Origin of the sequence: Tahibacter amnicola (assembly GCF_025398735.1) — a bacterium.
GTDB classification, from domain to species: domain Bacteria; phylum Pseudomonadota; class Gammaproteobacteria; order Xanthomonadales; family Rhodanobacteraceae; genus Tahibacter; species Tahibacter amnicola.
Window position 1 is genome coordinate 4,852,759 of record NZ_CP104694.1, and the last position, 18,582, is coordinate 4,871,340.

General features: G+C 65.5%; 10 protein-coding genes. 5 read left to right on the plus strand and 5 right to left on the minus strand.

Annotated features, from left to right (window positions below; genetic code table 11):
- Window positions 1-211: 211 nt before the first annotated feature.
- Together N4264_RS19000 and N4264_RS19005 are read left to right on the plus strand one after the other, a co-directional pair.
- Entirely contained in the window at window positions 212-1,738 is a 1,527-nt protein-coding gene (locus tag N4264_RS19000; protein WP_261693808.1) for a DUF3369 domain-containing protein, read from the plus strand.
- 114 nt (window positions 1,739-1,852) lie between these two features.
- Complete coding sequence (locus N4264_RS19005; RefSeq protein WP_261693809.1) at window positions 1,853-3,106, plus strand: serine hydrolase domain-containing protein; 1,254 nt, start codon at window positions 1,853-1,855, stop codon at window positions 3,104-3,106.
- A gap of 27 nt (window positions 3,107-3,133) precedes the next feature.
- Here the strand turns inward: N4264_RS19005 and N4264_RS19010 are convergent, their stop codons facing one another.
- Window positions 3,134-4,042 carry a LysR family transcriptional regulator gene (locus tag N4264_RS19010; RefSeq protein WP_261693810.1) on the minus strand — a complete coding sequence of 303 codons (909 nt, stop codon included), beginning with the start codon at window positions 4,040-4,042 and terminating at the stop codon, window positions 3,134-3,136.
- A 126-nt stretch (window positions 4,043-4,168) separates the two neighbouring features.
- Between N4264_RS19010 and N4264_RS19015 the strand changes: the two genes are divergently transcribed.
- Entirely contained in the window at window positions 4,169-5,167 is a 999-nt protein-coding gene (locus N4264_RS19015) for a zinc-dependent alcohol dehydrogenase family protein (protein WP_261693811.1), read from the plus strand.
- Window positions 5,168-5,208: 41 nt separating this feature from the next.
- On the opposite strand, the gene N4264_RS19020 is transcribed toward N4264_RS19015, so the two are convergent.
- Window positions 5,209-5,586, minus strand: a complete 378-nt coding sequence (locus N4264_RS19020) for a hypothetical protein (protein WP_261693812.1) — start codon at window positions 5,584-5,586, stop codon at window positions 5,209-5,211.
- A gap of 104 nt (window positions 5,587-5,690) precedes the next feature.
- Here N4264_RS19020 and N4264_RS19025 point away from each other — a divergent pair, with 104 nt between their 5' ends.
- Together N4264_RS19025 and N4264_RS19030 are read left to right on the plus strand one after the other, a co-directional pair.
- Entirely contained in the window at window positions 5,691-5,924 is a 234-nt protein-coding gene (locus N4264_RS19025) for an ankyrin repeat domain-containing protein (RefSeq protein WP_261693813.1), read from the plus strand.
- A 65-nt stretch (window positions 5,925-5,989) separates the two neighbouring features.
- A complete protein-coding gene (locus tag N4264_RS19030) occupies window positions 5,990-7,327 on the plus strand; it encodes an ankyrin repeat domain-containing protein (protein WP_261693814.1) in 1,338 nt (445 codons plus the stop codon).
- A gap of 37 nt (window positions 7,328-7,364) precedes the next feature.
- Here N4264_RS19030 and N4264_RS19035 read toward each other — a convergent pair whose 3' ends face one another.
- Genes N4264_RS19035 through N4264_RS19045 form a run of 3 tightly spaced genes read right to left on the minus strand, consistent with a single transcriptional unit; the run spans window position 7,365 to window position 18,419 of the window.
- The gene (locus N4264_RS19035; protein WP_261693815.1) at window positions 7,365-10,835 is read right to left on the minus strand and encodes a two-component regulator propeller domain-containing protein; all 3,471 of its coding nucleotides are present in this window, start codon (window positions 10,833-10,835) and stop codon (window positions 7,365-7,367) included.
- Window positions 10,832-14,668: a two-component regulator propeller domain-containing protein gene (locus N4264_RS19040; protein WP_261693816.1), complete on the minus strand. Its 3,837-nt coding sequence runs from the start codon at window positions 14,666-14,668 to the stop codon at window positions 10,832-10,834. The genes N4264_RS19035 and N4264_RS19040 overlap by 4 nt, the downstream gene beginning before the upstream one ends.
- Complete coding sequence (locus N4264_RS19045) at window positions 14,658-18,419, minus strand: two-component regulator propeller domain-containing protein (RefSeq protein ID WP_261693817.1); 3,762 nt, start codon at window positions 18,417-18,419, stop codon at window positions 14,658-14,660. The genes N4264_RS19040 and N4264_RS19045 overlap by 11 nt, the downstream gene beginning before the upstream one ends.
- Window positions 18,420-18,582 lie beyond the last annotated feature (163 nt).

Consider the following 18,582-nt stretch of genomic DNA (forward strand, 5'->3'; position numbering starts at 1 on the left):
GCGCAACCGCCGGCGGCGTAATATCGTGGACATCGCAGGCCCGCCACGAACCTGGCGGGTTCAGGTAGGCATTCAAAGGGCAGATCCGCCCCGTCGTAGCCACTTCCAGACGCGCTGCGAACCGCGACTTACGCGGCCTGCGTCACACGTTTTTGCCATTCTGCCCCCCGCCAAGTGGAGTAGACTGGCCGCGCCAAACGGGGGGAACCGAATGGAAGTCCTCGAGGACCGCCTGGAATTCGCAGAAGAGCCAGTCCGGGCACTCCAGCCCTGGAAAGTGTTGATTGTCGACGACGAACCCGAGGTGCATAACGTCACCCGGCTGGTACTCGGCAATTTCCGCTTTGCGGAACGTCCTCTCCTGCTCATGAGCGCCTATTCCAGCCGGGAAGCGGAAAAACTGCTGGCCCAGCATGAGGATACGGCCGTCGTCCTGCTCGACGTGGTCATGGAGTCGGAGCAGGCAGGACTGGAACTGGTCCGCACCATTCGCGAACAGCTGGGCAATCACTTCGTCCGTATCGTCCTGCGCACCGGCCAGCCCGGCCAGGCGCCGGAGCACGAAGTCATCGCCGCCTACGACATCAACGACTACAAGGAAAAGACCGAGCTGACGGCACAGAAGCTCGCGACCACCTTGTACGCGGCGCTGCGCGCCTATCGCGACATGCGCACGATCGAGGCCAACCGACGCGGGCTGGAACACGTCATCCACGCGTCCACCCAGGTGTTCTCGCATCACCAGCCGCAACAGTTTGCGTCCATCGTGCTCGGGCAGCTGGCGAACCTCGTCGGCGTGGAGAACGGCGCCCTGTGCTGCCGGATCTCGGCCCCCAACGGCGTCATGCCCGATCATTTCAACGTCGCTGCGGCGACGGGCGACTACTCGCGCTATCTGTCGCGTAACGCCGAGGAACGCTTGCCGGGCCACGTCGTCCAATCACTGCGCGCGGCGTTCCAGCAGAAGCACCACGTCTTCGCCGAAGACCACTACGTTCTGCACTTCACCGACAGCCACGACACCGAGGCGCTGCTGTACGTCGGCGAATCGCACCAGCTCGACGAACTCGGTCACCGCCTGATGCAGGTCTTCTGCACCAACGTGGCGATCGCGTTCGAGAACCTGCACCTCAACCAGGAGTTGTTCGAGACGCAACTGGACATGGTCTACCTCCTGGCCGGCGCCGCAGAGACGCGTTCCCAGGAGACCGCCAACCACGTGCGCCGCGTCGGCATCCTCGCCGGCATGCTCGGCCGCCTGCACGGTCTGGACGAAAAAACCTGCGAGTTCCTCACCTACGCCGCACCGCTGCACGATATCGGCAAGATCGGCATTCCCGACGCCATCCTCAACAAACCCGGCCCGCACGACGACGACGAGTCGCGCATCATGCGCAGCCATGCGGAACTGGGGGCGAAACTGCTGTCCGGGTCCAAGCGCACGGTGTTCCAGCTGGCCGGCGAGATCGCCCTCACCCACCACGAAAACTGGGACGGTAGCGGGTATCCGCGCCAGCTGGCCGGCAATGACATACCCATCAGCGGACGCATCACGGCCATTGCCGACGTCTTCGATGCGCTCGGCAGCCGCCGCTGCTACAAGGATCCCTGGCCCGACCACGCGATCCGGCACTTCCTCCTGGAAGAGCGCGCCCGCAAGTTCGATCCGGCCCTGGTCGACCTGATGGTCGCAAACTGGCAGCAGTTCATCGAGCTGCGCAAGCAGTTGCCGGACTGACATCGCGCAATCACGTCACTGTCGTTGCCGATCCGGCGGACCTCGCGTCCCCTAACAACTCGCCAACATCCGCGTCGTTACAATCGCCGGCCCTCTCCAGACCGGGTCTCTGCCGTGGCTTTCCGCATCGCGCACCTGCTACTTTTCGTGTTGCTGTGTACGTCCGCCGTGCTGCCGCTGCAGGCGCAGGAACTGCTATCCGCCGACAAAGCCTTTGCAGACACCTTCCGGCAGGTGCTGGACGAACGGGGTGTCCCGGGCGGCGCGTTCGCCATCGTCCGCGACGGACGGATCGTTCATGCCGCAGGCTACGGCGTGCGTGTGCTCGGTCAGAACGATGCCGTCACGCCGGATACGGTGTTCCGCATCGCCTCGGTATCCAAGACATTCGCCGCGCAGCTCACCGCATTGCTCGTGCGCGAGGGAAAACTCGGCTGGGATGACAGCATCACGCGCTATCTGCCGGACTTCCAGTTCAAGCGCGCGGGGCTGTCGCAGCAGTTGAAACTGCACCATCTGCTGGGGCAGTCCACCGGCATCGTGTCCAATGCCTTCGATAACCTGCTGGACGCGAATGAACCACTGGCCCGGGTACTGCCGCGCTTCCGGGAGCTGGAACCCATCTGTCCGCCCGGGCAGTGCTACACCTACCAGAACATCCTGTTTGCACTGATTGGCACGGCCATCGAAAGCGCCACGCAACGCCACTATGGCGACCTGGTCCGCGAGCGTCTGTTCGTGCCGCTGCACATGGACCACGCGTCCATCGGCAAGGACGGATTCCTTGCCGCCAGCAATCGTGCCTTGCCGCACGTCAAGCGCGGCGGCGTGTGGAAAACCACGCCGATCCAGTCCGGTTACTACGAGGTACTGCCGGCGGCCGGCATCAATGCCAGTGTCACCGATCTGGGCAAATGGCTGATCGCACAGATGGGGCATCAGCCCGAGATCGTTCCGCCGTCCCTGGTCGAGGAACTCACGCGCAAGCGCGTGCGCACACACAAGGATCTCAAGCGCCGCGCCTGGAAGGACATCCTCACCGATGCGCACTACGGTCTGGGTTGGCGCATCTACCAGGTCGGCGACGAAGACATCTACCTGCACAGCGGATGGGTCGAGGGCTATGTCGCGGATATCGCCTATTCGCGACGCCACCGCACGGGCCTGGTCGTCGTGCTCAATGGCGAGACGTCCGGTATCAGCGACATCACGACCGCCTTCTGGCGCCAGGTATTAGGCGTTCCGTCTGCCGCCGCGGCGACGCCGTCGGTGGCGCGGAACACCACCGCACCATCGCGCCCCCCGGCATCGACCGCTGCCCCGCTCGCGGGCTCGCCGTCGGCCAAGGGACGCGGGCGGCAGCCATAGCGGAAACCGAACCCTCGCAGCATCGGATCACGCCGGGGGATTGCTACCCAGTTGCTCCACCAGGAAGTCCACGGCCACGCGCACCTTTGGTATCTGGTAGCGCGTCTGCAGGTACATCAGGTAGATGCCCGCCTCACCGCCACGCCCGATCGCCAGCGGCCGATCGAGGGAAATGTGTACGAGTTCACCGCAACGAAGGGCATCCTTCAACGCCCATTCGGGCAGAAGTACCAGACCGCGCCCGCGGCACGCCATGGCCAGCAGGCTCGCACCGTCATTGCTGATGAACGCCGGTGCGACCGGCACCTCGTGCCATCCGTCCTCATCGCGCCCCTGCCACTTGAGCAACGCATTCGGGCCACGGTACAGCAGGGCATCGTGATCCCGCAGGTCATCGAAGGTCCGGGGCGTGCCGCGCCTGGCCAGGTAATCCGGCGATGCCGCCAGCAGGAACTGGTTCGGATCCAGCCGGCGCGCCACGACGCGCTCCTGCGGCAGACGTCCGCCGCGAATGGCAATGTCGATCTGGTCGCGGCCGAGGTCGACCAGCGCATCACTCAGATGCACGTCCAGCAGGATGCCGGGATAGCGGTCCCCGAATGCCACCAGCGCCGGCATCAGTAAACGGCTGTAGCCGGGCATCGCACTGATGCGCAGCGTTCCGCCCGGTGTGCTCCCATGACGCCCCGCCTGCTCCTCCGCATCGTCCAGCTGCGCAAGCGCGCCGCGTACCTGTTCAAGGTAACGCGCCCCGATCTCCGTCATGCGCACCGTACGGGTTGTCCGGTGCAGCAGCTGCACGCCCAGGTCAGCTTCCAGATCGGCAATACGGCGCGAGATGGATGACGCAGGAACGCCGAATGCCTTCGCCGCACGCGTAAAACTCAGCGTGTCAGCCACTTTGACCAGGTACTGAAGGGCACGCAGCTTGTCCAATGCAGGGCTCCGGCACAACCGACTGTTGCGATTTGGGCAAAAGAATTTGGTCAATGCAATGGATTCTGCGAGGAGTTCCTGTCCATCACCATAGACGCCTCAGCCCCCTTCCACGAAGGCAACCCCATGACAACGCTGATCAAAGCCGAATACGCCGAACGCGGCCCCGTGCCGCATGCCGTCATCCACCCCGTACCGTTCGATCGCCCGGTTCTGGCCAAAGGACAGGCACTGGTGGCGGTGCTGGCGGCACCGATCAATCCCAGCGACGTCCTGATGCTGACAGGCCAGTACGGCATGCTGCCCGCCTTGCCGGCCGTGGGAGGCACCGAGGGCGTCGGCCGGGTGGTCGAACTGGGGCCGGACACCCAGGGACCGGCGCCGGGCCAGACGGTCCTGCTGCCCACGGGCATTGGCACCTGGTCGAGCCACGTCGTGGCGCCGGCCGCCGCGCTGGTACCGCTGCCGAACGAGGCCGATCCCCGGCAACTGGCCATGCTGACCATCAATCCCCCCACCGCCGCGCTCCTGCTCAGCGACTTTGTCGACCTGCAACCCGGCGACTGGGTGATCCAGAACAGTGCCAACTCCGGCGTCGGCAGCTACGTCGTGCAGCTGGCCCGGTTGCGCGGATTGAAAACGGTCAATGTCGTTCGTCGTGAATCCGCGGTCCCCGCGGTCGTATCCCAGGGTGCTGACGTCGTGCTGGTCGACGGCGACGGTCTCGCCGAACGCGTGAAGGCGGCCACTGGCGGCGCGGCGATCACGCTGGGAATCGATGCCGTCGGCGGCGCAGCCACGATGCGCCTGGCGTCTGCACTGGCGGATGGCGCCACCATCGTCAATTACGGTGCCCTGAGCGGCGAAGCGTGCATGCTGTCCCCGCGGGAGCTGGTGTTCCGCGATATCACCCTCAAGGGTTTCTGGCTGGCGCGTTGGTTCCGCACCACACCCGCTCCGAAACAGCGGGCGCTTCTGGGCGAACTGGCCGGACTGATCGCCACCGGCAAGCTCCATACCCCCATCCAGGCAACCTACGACGTGACCCGGATCCAGGAGGCCGTTGCTGCCGCCGCGAGCGGTGAACGGCACGGAAAAATCCTGGTGACGCCACAGCACGACTGACGCTCATCGCACTGCGCGGCGCCGATGACACCAGGGCGCCGCTACCGGTACTGGCCTTGCCGTTTTCGCATCGCCTTGGCGCGCACGTCCGAATTGCCCACCGTCGCCGGTTGACCACCGGCTTGCCGGTAGTCGATCCGCTCCTGCACATAACGGGCAAGCGAAGCGTCCGGGAATTTGCGCCAGGAACGTCCATCCGTACGCGGAACAGTCGGGTCAAACTCCTGGACGTCGCCGGCGGCGCGAAGACCGGCGGAAAGCTTCTCGTGGACACTCTTACGCAGCGCCTGATTGGCCGTCGCCTTGCGCCTGGCAATGGCCTTGCGCGCCGTCGTGCGGCTTTCGGCCACGACATTCCGTCCGTCCCTGACGTAGCTGAGCAGCTTCTTTTCCTGGGGAGTGCGAAACCGTTCTGTCACGAATGCGGAACCCTTTCTGGAAGCGGCATGGGTACTTGCGCACGGTACGCAGCCACGTCTACCGTTTCAGGCCGCCGCGCCCCCACTGTTGACAGACAACATCCATGAGCCTTGAGCGCGCCATCCAGGAAAATGATGCGGCGATGATCCGCGCCTTGCTCGCGGGCGGGTGCGACCCCGACGCGCGCCTTCCTAACGGCGAACTGCCCCTGCAATTGGCCGCTGGCAACTCACAAAACGAGGCCGTGCTGGCCCTGCTCGACGGGGTGCAGATCCAGGACGAGTCGGACAGGATGGCACGGACAACAACCTTTACGCCTACGCCGATACGGAGCTGATCCCGCTGCTCGCCCGTCGGGGAATAAATCCGAACCACCCGCGCGGCAGAAACGCCGTACTGACCTTGGCCTGCAAATTCAACACGGGCGAGGCACTGGCATTGCGTGTCAGCGCATTGCTCGGAGCCGGCGCTGACGCCCGCGCAGACGGGGTGCTGTGGGCGGCGCTCACGGGCGATGGCAAGTCCGTTCCCTTGGCGATTCTCGAGGATTTGCTCGCCGCCGGCGCCGATGCCACCGTCGATTTGCTGACAACCTGGTCTGAATCGCGTCCGAGTGGCGGCGCACTCTACCACGCCCTCTCCGACGGAACTCCGGAACACGCGCGGCGCCTGTGGCGCGCCGGCGCGCCAATGACGGACCCATCCTTATTGTGCAAACTGCAGCGCTGGCCCCCGTCAACGGTGGAAGACCTCGCCCAGGCCATCGCGGCGCAGCTTGAATCTGTTGACGCACGTCAATTTCCCTCGAGCCGCACAGCACTGACCAACGCCTGCCAGAACGAACGCGCGGAGTGGGTCCAGTGGTTGCTCGCGCGCGGCGCCGACCCCAGTCGCGTGGATAGCGCAGGCGAAACGCCTTTGGGCAGCGCCATTCGCGCCGGCGCTATCGAGGTGGTGGAATTGCTGTTGCGCGGCGGCGCAGTTCCCGACGATGCCCGCCTCGACGGCAAGGACGTGCTGACGTGGCTTGGCGGCGGCAAGAGCTGCCAGCCGATGGTCGAACTGCTGCGCGCACACGGTGCCACCCCGGTGCCGAAGCCGCGCAGGAAACCGGCAGCGCGCAAGGCCTCAACGCCCGGCAAGCACCCAACCTCACCCGCTCAAATGTGGGCCGACATTCTCCAGCAACGCGATGCGAAGACACAGATCGCTGACGCCATCACCTTCCTCGAAAGTCACGGCCTCACCTGCCCCTCCGCCGTAAAGCGCGCCGTGGGGTCGGCCGAGGACGTCCGGAGCCTCATTTCCAAAGGACTGCACCTTTCGCCCGGCGACTACCGCAAGGGACTTCACGCGCAGCATCTCCTGCAATTGCTGGCGCCTGCCCGATGCGTGGTCGTCGATACCGAGGCCCTGGAATGTCCCACCGACGCGGAACGGGAAGCGTTTTACCCCGGGCTGCTGCAGCAGTTCGCCGAAGCCGGAAACTGGACGTATACCGACCTTGCTGCGGAATTGCGCGGAGAAACAGCGCAATTGCACTTCGTAGCCTTTGACATCCCACACGCCTGGTCGATCGACATGTCCAGCGCGCACATCGACGGATCCTTCTTTGACTACGTCGACGACCTTCTCGCAGTGCACACACCCGAACAGCGTTGCTGGGCGTGCAGCGACGACTACACCATGACAATCGTCACGGCCCCTGCGTCGCTGGTGGCAATCTGGAATGACGCATGACTGCATCGCGACGCCACCAGTAGCGCCAAGCCAATCGCTACGAGCCAACCACACCCGACTGCCGCGCCTGGCCCACTGCCGGTGACCACTGGATTTCGAAACGTGTGCCCCTGCCGGGCGCCGATTCGCACAGGATCCGTCCACGCAGAATCTGCGTCACCAGGTTGTACACAATGTGCAGCCCAAGGCCACTCCCTCCCTGCCCGCGACGGGTCGTGAAGAAAGGATCGAAGGCGCGCGTGCGTTCCTCGACATCCATGCCACGGCCGTTGTCGGCGATCGTGAGTCCGGCCAGATCGCCCTGTACGCCGATCGTGATCCTGATCTCGCCCGGCCGGTCGGGGACGAACGCATGCTGGATCGCATTCAACACCAGGTTGCTCACAATCTGGTAGACCGCGCCGCCGGATGTGAACACCTTCACCGGACTGGGGCACTCCACCGTGACGCGGTGCGGCGTGACGCGTAGCACCGGACCGATCATCGACAACGTATCGCGCACGGATTGCTCCAGGTCCAGCTCGCGCCATTCATCGGTGGATTGATCCACCGCAGTCTGTTTGAAGCTGCGTACCAGGCGGTCGGCGCGCTGCAGGTTGCGCAGTATCAGCTCCACAGATTCGATGGCCATGCGCTGGTACTGGTCCAGCTCCGAACGCCGCAGCTCGCCGGTCTGCATGCGCGAAGCCAGCTGGCGCGACTGTTCTTCCAGATGCGTCGCCGCGGTCAGGCAGACGCCCAGCGGCGTGTTGATCTCGTGTGCGATGCCCGCGACAAGGCCACCCAGCGACGCCATTTTTTCCGCTTCGACCAGCTGCTGCTGCGCCTCGCGCAGCTGCGCAAGCGTCAGGGTGAGTTCGACATTGGTCTGGCTCAGCGCCGAGGTGCGCGCGGCCACGCGGGACTCCAGCTCGTCGTTGAGGCGGCGCAGCGCTTCTTCGCTCTGCCGGATCGTTGCGGCGACGTAGCGCTCATAGGCCAGCCGCCGGTGGTAGCGCCACAGAACGGCAACCAGCGTGGCGACAGCCATCAATGCGTACAACCCGTAGGCCCAGAGCGAACGCCAGGGCGGCGGCACCAGGCGCACGTCCACGCCGGTTTCGCGCGGCTCACTGCCTTCCCGCCACGCTTGCACCCGGAAGCGATAGGAGCCGTAGGGAACGCCGGTAAACGTCACGCTGCGCTGGTTGGGCAGCACCGGTACCCAGCTGTCGTGCAGGCCGTCGAGGCGATAGCGGAAATACACGCGGCTGGGCTCGCGGAAGTCCAGTGCTGCAAAGCCGAACCCGAACACGCTCTGCTGGTAGTTGAGATTCACGCGCTCCGTATAGGGTAGCGTCTGCTGCAGTGGCGCCTGGTCGTCATCGGGGCTGGGCCGGATGGGCGTGTTGAACAGGAGCAGCTCGTTGACGACGACCGGCCCGATCGACCGCAGCGGCTGCAGCACCCCTGGATCGAAGCGGATCAGCCCCGCCGCGGTCCCGAAGTACATGGTGTTGCCAACGGCCGCGCAGGCGTTGTTGGAGTAACTCGCGCGATCGCGGTTGGCCATCCGGCCGACGATCTCCGGGATGCCAACGGCGCGGTCAAAGCGGATCAAGCCCGTGGAGGTCCCCGCCCAGAGCACGCCGGACGCATCCGCCACGAGGCACGTAATATTGCCGCGCGCCGACCAGGTCGGATGACGCTGATGAATGAAGCTCACACGCCCCTTGCGCGGATCGCGCTCGACCCGGTCCAACCCCGCCGGCGAGCCCAGCCACAACGTGCCCGATGCATCGACATACAGGCTGCGAACGAGGTCATTGGCCGGCCCTTCGTCCGAATGGAGCTTGGCAACGTAGCGCTCCAGCTGGCCGGTCGCCGGATCCAGGCGCGCCACGCCGCCGCCGAAGAGCCCGACCCAGATCGCACCGTCCGGCGTCTGGGCGATATCGATCGCCGTGGACTCGGCAATCTCGAAGGGATCGCCCTCGGCACTGTAGTACCGTTTGAACGCCGTGCACCCCTTGCACAGGCTGACCAGCCCACCGCCGTCAAGCGCTACCCAAAGCGTATCGTCGGCGTCGACGTAGAATCCATTGACGAGATTGCCCGGCAATGATGCGGGATCCTCGGCGATGCTGCGGTAGTGATGAAAGGTGCGGGAACCCGGGTCGAGCCGGTCAAAGCCGCTGGCATCAAACCCCACCCACAAGGTACCGTCCCTGCCGCGCGCGAGCGCAGACACGGCGTCACTGGCCAGACTCCCCGGGTCGGCCGGATCGTGCCTGAAGCGCGCCAGCACCCCTTCCCCGGGACGAAAATGCACCAGTCCGCCCGTCCCCGCCAGGCCGAGCCAGAACGTACCATCGGGTTCGGGCAGTATCGCCCGTACTTCATCCGTCGGCAGACTGGCCTTGTCCATCGCGTGGTGGCGGAAGATCGTGACGGACTCGCTGGTGGGATCGTGCATGCCCAGTCCGTGGCTGGTGCTCCCCAGCCAGATCAGGCCATCGCGGTCCTCGAACATGACATAGCCTTCCATTGGCGGGCTGGCCGGGTCGGCGCGGTCATGGAAAACGTCGACGAACCGGTTCGCAGCGCGGTCGAACCATGCTACGCCCCCGGTAGTGCCCAGCCACAGGTCGCCCGATCGCGTCTCCACGATGCCCATGACTTCGCCGCTCTTGATATCGCCGCGAGGTCCGGTGTGATAGCGCGCCAGAACCTTGCCGTCGAGATTCAGGCGCAGCAGGTCACCCTCGATGAAGACGACCCATACTTCGTCATTGGCATCCAGGATGGCCCACTCGGTGCTACGCTGCACTTCGCCGCGTACGACAGGCAGGAAGGAGGCCAGCTGATCCGATCGGCCGTCCCAGCGCCAGATGGCGTCACCGGCGACAAACAGCATGCCTCCGTCGGGAAGATCGACCATGCGATGGACGCCGCGCATGCCCGTAGGCCTTCCGAACGGCGCATCCGTCGCCACACCGCGCAACCGGTCAAAGCGCTGCACGCCCGCACCGAAGCAGCCAACCCACAGCGTGCCCTGCCGGTCGAAATGCAGCGAGCGCACGTAGTTGTTCGCAAGGCGCGTCGTCGTATCAGCCCGGTACCTGATAAACCGGTCATGCTCGGCGTCGTAGTAGGCAAGGCCGCCACTGGCGGTTCCCAGCCACAGGATGCCTTCGGGTGAGGTGGCCACCACCATCACGACGTTGTCGGGCAAGCTGTGGGGATCGGAGGGATCGTGCTTGTAGACGCGGAAGTCGCGGCCGTCGAATCGATTGAGCCCGTCACGCGTGGCGACCCACAGGTAGCCGTCGCGATCCTGCGCGAGCGATCGCACGCGATTGTGCGAAAGGCCGTCCTCGATCGCATAGTTCTGGAACCGGACGGAATACGGGTCAACCGCACGCGCACTCTGCGCGCACAGCAGCAAGAGCAAACCGTACAACACCCACCGCCCGGCGATCGCGACGCCGCCGTTCACGCCATCGCATGCCCGCGCGCGGGGGATCATCCCGCCTGCCTCTCGCGGGCACGGAACCGGATACGGAAGCGCACCCCCTGTCCCAGCGGGCTGTGACAGACAATGTCCCCCTGGAGCAGCTGGGTAACCAGATTGTGCACAATGTGCATACCAAGACCGGAACCACCCTCGCCGCGACGCGTCGTGAAGAAGGGCTCGAAGACGCGCGCCCGGACGTTATCGCTCATGCCGACCCCGTTGTCCGCGTAGTCGAGCACGATGTGCTCGCCTTCGCGGGTGACGACGATGCGCACCTGGCCGGGCGTGTCCGGCACGAATCCGTGGGTGAGCGAGTTCATCACCAGGTTGCTGATGATCTGGTAGAGCGCACCCGGCGCCGTGTCGCACACCAGCCCGGACGGGCACTCCAGATCCACCTTGTGCGGCGTCTTCTTGAGTGTCGGCCCCAGCATGATCAGCACTTCGTGCAGCGTGGTGGCCAGGTCGACCGTGCGACGTGCCTCGGTGGTCTGGTCGACCGCGACGCGCTTGAAGCTTTTGACCAGTTCGTCGGCACGCTGCAGATTGCGCAGGATGATGTCGCAGCTGGCATTGGCCGTTTCGCGAAAACGCGTGAGCATGCCGGTCTGGACCGGCCCCTGCCCGGTGCGGCCGAACAGCACGCGCAACTCTTCCTGAAGGTGCGAGGCTGCCGTCACGCTGACACCGACCGGTGTATTGATCTCATGGGCGATACCGGCCACCAGACCACCCAGCGAGGCGTATTTCTCCGCCTCGACGAGCTGGCGCTGCGCCGTGGTGAGGTTGCGCAAGGCATCGCGCAACTCCGCTGTCCGGTGTTCGACGCGCGCTTCCAGCGCTTCGTTCATTTCCAGCAGCGCCGCCTCGGCCGCCTTGAGCGGCGAGATGTCGTGCAGCGTGCCGGCAAGCCGCAGCGCACGACCGTCCACATCGCGCGCGGCGACGCGCGCGTGCGCCATCAGCCAGCACCAGTCGCCATAACGGTCACGCAGGCGAAAACTGGCTTCGAAATTTTCGCTATGCCCGCGCAGATGGCGGCTGAGCAGCGCGCGCACCACAGCGCGATCGTCCGGATGCACGAGGCAGCGAAAATCACGCAAGGTGAAGTGCCCGGCAATATGTTCCGGCGGCAGTCGTGGCAAGGGATTCTCGCGCCGCACGCCACCACGCAGCAGGTCCACGTCCCACAACTCGCCGCCACTGCCCCACAGCACCAGCTTGAGCCGCGCTTCGCTCTGCCGGATGGCTTCCTGCACCAGGGCCTTGCGCCGCTGCTGCCCGCGCACCTGCCAGCCGACCAGCGCTCCCAGAGAAGCCATGGTCAGCGCGTAGAGCGTCTTGGCCGGCCACGACAGCCACGGCGGCGGTGAGACGGCGATCTTCACCTGCGCTTCCTTGGGCCCCCAGTCGGCCCCCTGGTTGCGCGCCCTGACCCGGAGCACGTAGTTGCCGGGCACCAGGTGCGTGTAGGTGGCGTTGTGAGCGGCAACGGCTGTTTCAATCCAGTTGCTGTCGAGCGGATCGAGGCGGAACGAGTAGCGCACGCGCGAGGGATCGTTCGCCTCGGGCGCCGAGAAGGCGACAGTGAGCATGCCCTGGCGATGGTTGAGCGTCAGCTGGCCACCCGTCCAGACGGTCTGGGTCAGGGGCGAATCCGGCTGGCGCCAGGCCGGCGCCATCGAACGGTTGTAGATCAGCACATCGGTCAGCAAGGGCTGCGGCGCCGGCGCGGCTTCCAGCCGGGTGGGATCGAACACGTTGGCACCGGCCGCGCCCCCGAACACCATGATGCCGTACGCCGTACGCGTGGTGCCACCGATGTAGTAGCCCGTCGGAAACATGCCTTCCCGGCTGCCGAAATTCAGCACCTCACCGCTCTGCGGATCAAATCGCGACAAACCCGTACCCACCGCCAGCCACAGGCGGCCGTTGACGTCCTCTTCGATCGCATCGACGTTGTCATCCTGCAGGCGTTGCGAATCGGCCGCGACGGCGAATGTGATCGCACCGTCCTTGCCGCGTATCACGCGGTTCAATCCCTTGTCGGTACCGACCCAGATATCGCCACGCCGATCCTCCAGCAGCGACAACGCCGCGTCGCTGCTGATGGTGTCATCCCGATCGGCGCTGGCGCGGAAGTGCTCGAAACGACCGGTACTGCGATCGAGCCGGGCGACGCCGGCGCTGCGCAGCACCAGCCAGAATTCGCCAAGACGGCTTTCCAGCATCGTGCTCACTTCGTTGGCGCCGAGGCTGGTCGGATCAGCCGGATCCGAACGGTAGTGGCGAAACTGCCGGCAACCGGCACACAGCGCATCCAGGCTGCCGCCGCGCGTGCCGATCCACAGCGTGCCGTCCGCAGTTTCCACCAGCTTGCGGATCTGGTTGCTGGCCAGGCTGTGCGGATCGTCCGGATCGTGCAGGAAGCGTTCGAATCGATCGCCACCGAGCCAGCGGTTGAGGCCGCCGCGCCAACTGGCCACCCACAGCGTACCGTCCCGCGTGCGCAGGACAGAGCTGACGAAGTTGTCGCTCAGACTGTCTGGCCGCGCCGGGTCGTGCACGTGACGGGACAGCACGCCCTTGGTCAGGTCGAAGTTGATCAGGCCGCCGTTTTCCAGCACGCCGAACCAAAGCGTGCCGTTGGGATCGGCATAGCTGCTGACGACACCGCCTGCGGGCAAGCCGCGCGGGGCTACGCCGCCGACGAGATTGGCGACGTTCTCCGTACGCGGATCATGGCGGCTCAACCCCGTCGCCCAGGTACCGACCCAGATCACGCCATGGCGGTCCTCGTAGATGGAGGCCACGCGGTTTGAGCCCAGCGATCCCAGTCGCGCCGCGTCGTGTGAATAGCGTTCGGGAATGCGCGCGCCGGGAACCAGTCGCAGCAAACCCGAATTGTCCGTGCCGATCCACAGCACGCCGCGCCGGTCGAACCACAGCGCACGCACCGCATCATCGGGTATGCGATGACCTTCGTCCGGCGCATCCCGGTGGAAGGTTTCGCGCACCGTTCCGTCGCGCGCAAACCGGTGCAAACCGCTGTTGATCGTGGCCACCCACACATCGCCGTCGGGTCCCACGGCCAGCCGGCTGATCTGAAAGTGATCGGTGAACGGCGCGCCCCAGGGGTAGACCTTTCCGTCTTCGCCACAGCGCACGATACCGACGCGCCCGCCCACGAGCAGACCATTTCCGGTACCCAGGTTTGCCACGAAGCGCGGATGCTGCAGGCGCGGATGTCCGTGGCAGCCGCTCAGGCGGAACGCCTGCGCCGATTCGTCATAGCGGAACAAGCCCACATTGTTCACACCCGCCCAGATCGTTCCGTCAATACCTTCGTGCAAGGCATACACCGGCAGCGTTCCCGCGGCCTGGTCGGGCCCCTGCAAGGCAAAATTGTCGAACCGGTCCAGCACCGGATCGTAGCGGCTGACACCTCCCGTACTGGTGGCTACCCACAGACGGCCGTGCCGGTCGTATCGCAGGTCCTCGACGTAGTCGCCCCCCAGCGAGTAACGGTCCGTCCGGTCGTAGCGATAGGTGCGGAAGCGATAGCCGTCAAAACGATTCAGCCCGTCCTGCGTGGCGACCCACAGGAAGCCATCGCGATCCTGCGCCACGGCATTGACGGTGGACTGGGACAAGCCATTGGCCATGCCGATGGTTTCAAACCGCACGCGATCAAGACCAATCGCCGGATCGGCCGCCGGTACCGCGGAAGCCTGCGTCTGCGCGGATGCCACGCGGCAGGCAATGCCATTCCAGCCCGCTACGACCAGCCACGCGGCCGCAGCCAATCCGCAGCAACGCCCGGGGTAGCGCCGTCTAGCCACCATGACGCGCTCCCGGGAAGCGGATCGCCACCAGGATGCCGCGTCCCGGCGCACTGGTCACCCGGATCGTTCCGCCCAGCGCCTGCGTGACCAAGTTGTATACGATGTGCATGCCAAGCCCCGATCCGCCCTGCCCTCGCCGGGTCGTGAAAAACGGATCGAACATGCGTGCACAGGTCGTTTCGTCCATGCCGACGCCATCGTCGCTGTAGTCGATGGCGATCTCGTCGGCCTCGCGTCTGACGTGGATCCGCACCGTACCGGGCTTGTCCACGGTAAAACCATGCAGCAGCGAGTTCATCACGAGGTTGGTGAAGATCTGATACAGGGCCCCGGGAGCGGTTTCGCACACCACTTCCACCGGGCAATCCACCACCACCTTGTGGGGGGTTTTCTTCAGCGTCGGGCCCAGCGTCGTCAGAATTTCATTGATGCACACGCCAAGGCCGATGATGCGGCGATCCTCGTTGGACTGGTCGACCGCTACCTGCTTGAAACTCTTCACCAGGCGATCCGCGCGCTGCAGGTTGCGCAGGATCAGCTCGGCGCTCTCCAGCGCGCTGTGATGGAAACGGTCCAGATCCGAGCGCTTGAGCGTACCGCCGGCGATCTCGCGCGACAGGCGTGTGACCTCTTCGCTCAGATGAGAAGCCGCCGTGACGCCAATCCCCAGCGGTGTATTGATTTCGTGCGCGATACCGGCCACCAGACTACCCAGAGATGCCAGCTTCTCGGCTTCGAGCAGCTGGCGCTGGGTGAGCGTGAGGCGATCAAGCGCGTTGCGCAGCTCGACGTTGGCCGTGCGCAGGTCTGCCGTTCGGCGTTCCACACGCAGTTCCAGCTCTTCGTTGAGCCGGCGCAGTGCTTCCTCGGCATTCTTCAGTGCCGAGATGTCGTGCGTCGTCCCCGCGATGCGGACGGCACGGCCCTCCGCATCCCGCTCGACCACGCGGCCACGGGTGAGCACCCAAACCCAGCGATGGTCGCGATCGTAGGTGCGATAGCTCACGACGAAAGCGTCTGCATCACCCTTCAGATGACGCACCAGGGCGTCGCGGAACAGCGGCAAATCGTCCGGATGGACGAAGGGCGCGTAGGAGTCGAGTGTCTGGTGATCGGCCTCGTGGCTGGCTGCCACGCCCTCCAGGCGGTTTTCCCGGTGCATGACGCCGGTCGGCAGATGCACGTCCCACAGTTCGCCGCCGCTGCCCCACAGGGCCAGCTTGAGCCGCTCCTCACTCTTGCGAAGGAATTCCTGCGCCTGCTCGCGTCGACGCGCAATCTCCGCGCGCCGGCGCCACCAGAGCAACGCAATGACGGCCGCGATTGTCAGGTACCCCGCCCTGGCGGGCCAGCTCAGCCAGGGCGGCGGTTCGGTGCGCAATGACAGTTCCGCCTGCTGCGGCCCCCACGCGCCGCCCGCGTTGCGCGCCCGCACCAGGAAACGGTACCGGCCGGGCGCCAGCGCGGTGTACGTCGCCGTGCGCCGGCTGGCATCCGTCTCGATCCAGTCCTGGTCGTGCGGTTCCAACCGATACGCGTACTGCACGCCGGGTGGATCCGCCGCGGTGGGCACGCCGAAATCGATCGACACCATGGACTGGCGATAACCCAGCGCAATTTCGCCCCCCTTCCACACGGGCTGCACCAGGGGGGATCCCGGATCACGCCAGCGCAGCTTGACTGGCGCGTTGAACAGGCGCAGATCCGTCAGCACCGGTTGCGGTGCCGGGATTTCATCCACTTCCGCCGGATTGAACAGCGTCACGCCGGCCGGGCCGCCAAAGAAGATCCGCCCCTGGCCGTCACGCCCGCCCGCGCCGATGAAATAGCCGTTCTCGAACGCACCGCCGGTACCGCCGATATTGCGGATCGCACCCGTGGAGGGATCGTAGCGGCTGATGCCCACGGTCGTGCTCATCCACAGGCGTCCCCGGGCGTCTTCGGCGAGGTCGCCGATGGCGTCAGCGGCAAGTCCGTCGCGCGTGGTGATGGCCGCGAAACGGATCTTCCCGCCGTCGCGACGCATGCGGTTCAATCCGCCACCTTGTGTACCTATCCATATTTGACCCTGACGATCCTCCAGCAGGGCCGTGATACCCAGCGACGACAGCGAATCCCCTTCGCCAGCGACGGGAACAAAATGCTCGGCGCGGCCCGTGGCCCGGTCGAGGCGATCCAGTCCGTTGCGCCGAAGCCCCACCCAGAACTCACCCGAGCGCGTCTCCAGGACACAGGAAACGCCCAATCCGCCCAGCGAGTCGGGATCGTCGTCGCGGTGCGCGTAGTGGCGGAACTCGGTGCAATCCGGGCACAGCGCATCAAGCCCGCTCGAGGTGGACACCCACAGGGTGCCTGTGCGGTCGAAGTACAGCGTCTGCACGATGTCATCGACCAGCGAGCCCGGCCGCGACTTGTCATGCCGATAGACCTCCAGCTTTTTCTCGCCCGGACGCTGCCGCGCCAGGCCGGCGCCGCTGGTGCCCACCCACAGGGAGCCATCCGGGCCGCGCGCAATCGCGTTGATGAAATTCGCGTTCAGGCTGTCGGGTTTTGTCGGATCGGTGGCGTAGTTCTCGAGCACCCCGCGTTCCGGATGGAAATGACTCAAACCACCGTCCTGCAGGCTGCCGACCCAGTAACTTCCGTCGGCATCGCCATAGATGGCGGAAACACCCGTGCCAGGCAGCGCCTGCGGGCCCGAACCGGGATACCAGTGCTCGAATGCCATGGTGCGCTGGTCGAGCACATTGAGGCCATTACCCCAGGTGCCGATCCAGATCAGTCCGTCCCGGTCCTGGAACAGCGAAAACGCGCGGTTGTGTGAGAGGGAATATTCGCGACCAGGACGATGGCGGAAATTCTCCAGCCGCTGGGTGACCGGGTCGAAGCGCGACAGGCCGTGCAGTTCACTGCCGAACCACAGTTTGCCGTCACGATCGAGCAACAGGCCCCGCGCGCTGCTGGTATCCACTGCCGGGTCACCGTTGCGATCGATCCGTGTATGCGGCTCACCGCGGGCGTTGAATCCATAAATGCCCGAATAGGCCACCACGATCCAGACCGAGTCGTCCGGCCCGACCTGTATCGTCTGCGGCTGACCGTCGAGGGCGACGTCGCCAAAACGCCACTGCTCCATCGCACCGGTTGCCGGATCGCACCGCCACAGTCCTTCTTCCGTACCCAGGATGAGATCCGAACGCCGCGCGCCGATGGTGTAGATCATGCGCAGCGGGCTGCCCGTGCAACGACTGGTTTCAAAGCGCTGGGTCGCCTCGTCGAACCGCTGCAGTCCGCCGTGGAGCGTGGCCACCCAGACGGTTCCCGACGGGTCCTGCGCGATGGCGCCGATTCCGCGCGCAATCAGGCTGCCAGGCACCGTCGGATCGGCGCTCAAACGGGTGAAGCGATCGAGCGTGGGATCGTACAGCCCGATCCCCGAGTTCTGCGTCGCTGCCCAGATGCGGCCACGTGCATCGGCCAGGACGCGCCGCACGTTGTTGTCCGGCAGCGAATAGGGATCACTGCGATCGTGCTTGTAGACGCGGAAGCCATAGCCGTCATACCGGTTCAGGCCATCCTGGGTGCCGGCCCAGACGAAGCCGTCCTTGTCCTGGGTAATGCTCAGCACCGTGGCCTGCGAAAGGCCCTGCTTGACACCCAGGTGACGAAAACGCACCCGCTCGACGCCGTAGTCCTGTGCGTCGCCGGAGCCGGAAAAGCAGATTGCGACCAGCGCGAAAACCGCCCTCATGGCGGTGTGCCACAGCCACGCGGGGCCCGGTTTGCGCATGTGTGCAGGCTACTGCGCTAAGCATCGGGCAGACAAGCCAATTCGCCGCCCGAAAGGTCAATTGCCGCAGCGCAGCAAGCGGCGCATAATCCGGCGACTCAGTATCCGCGGTGTGCGTCCTGGC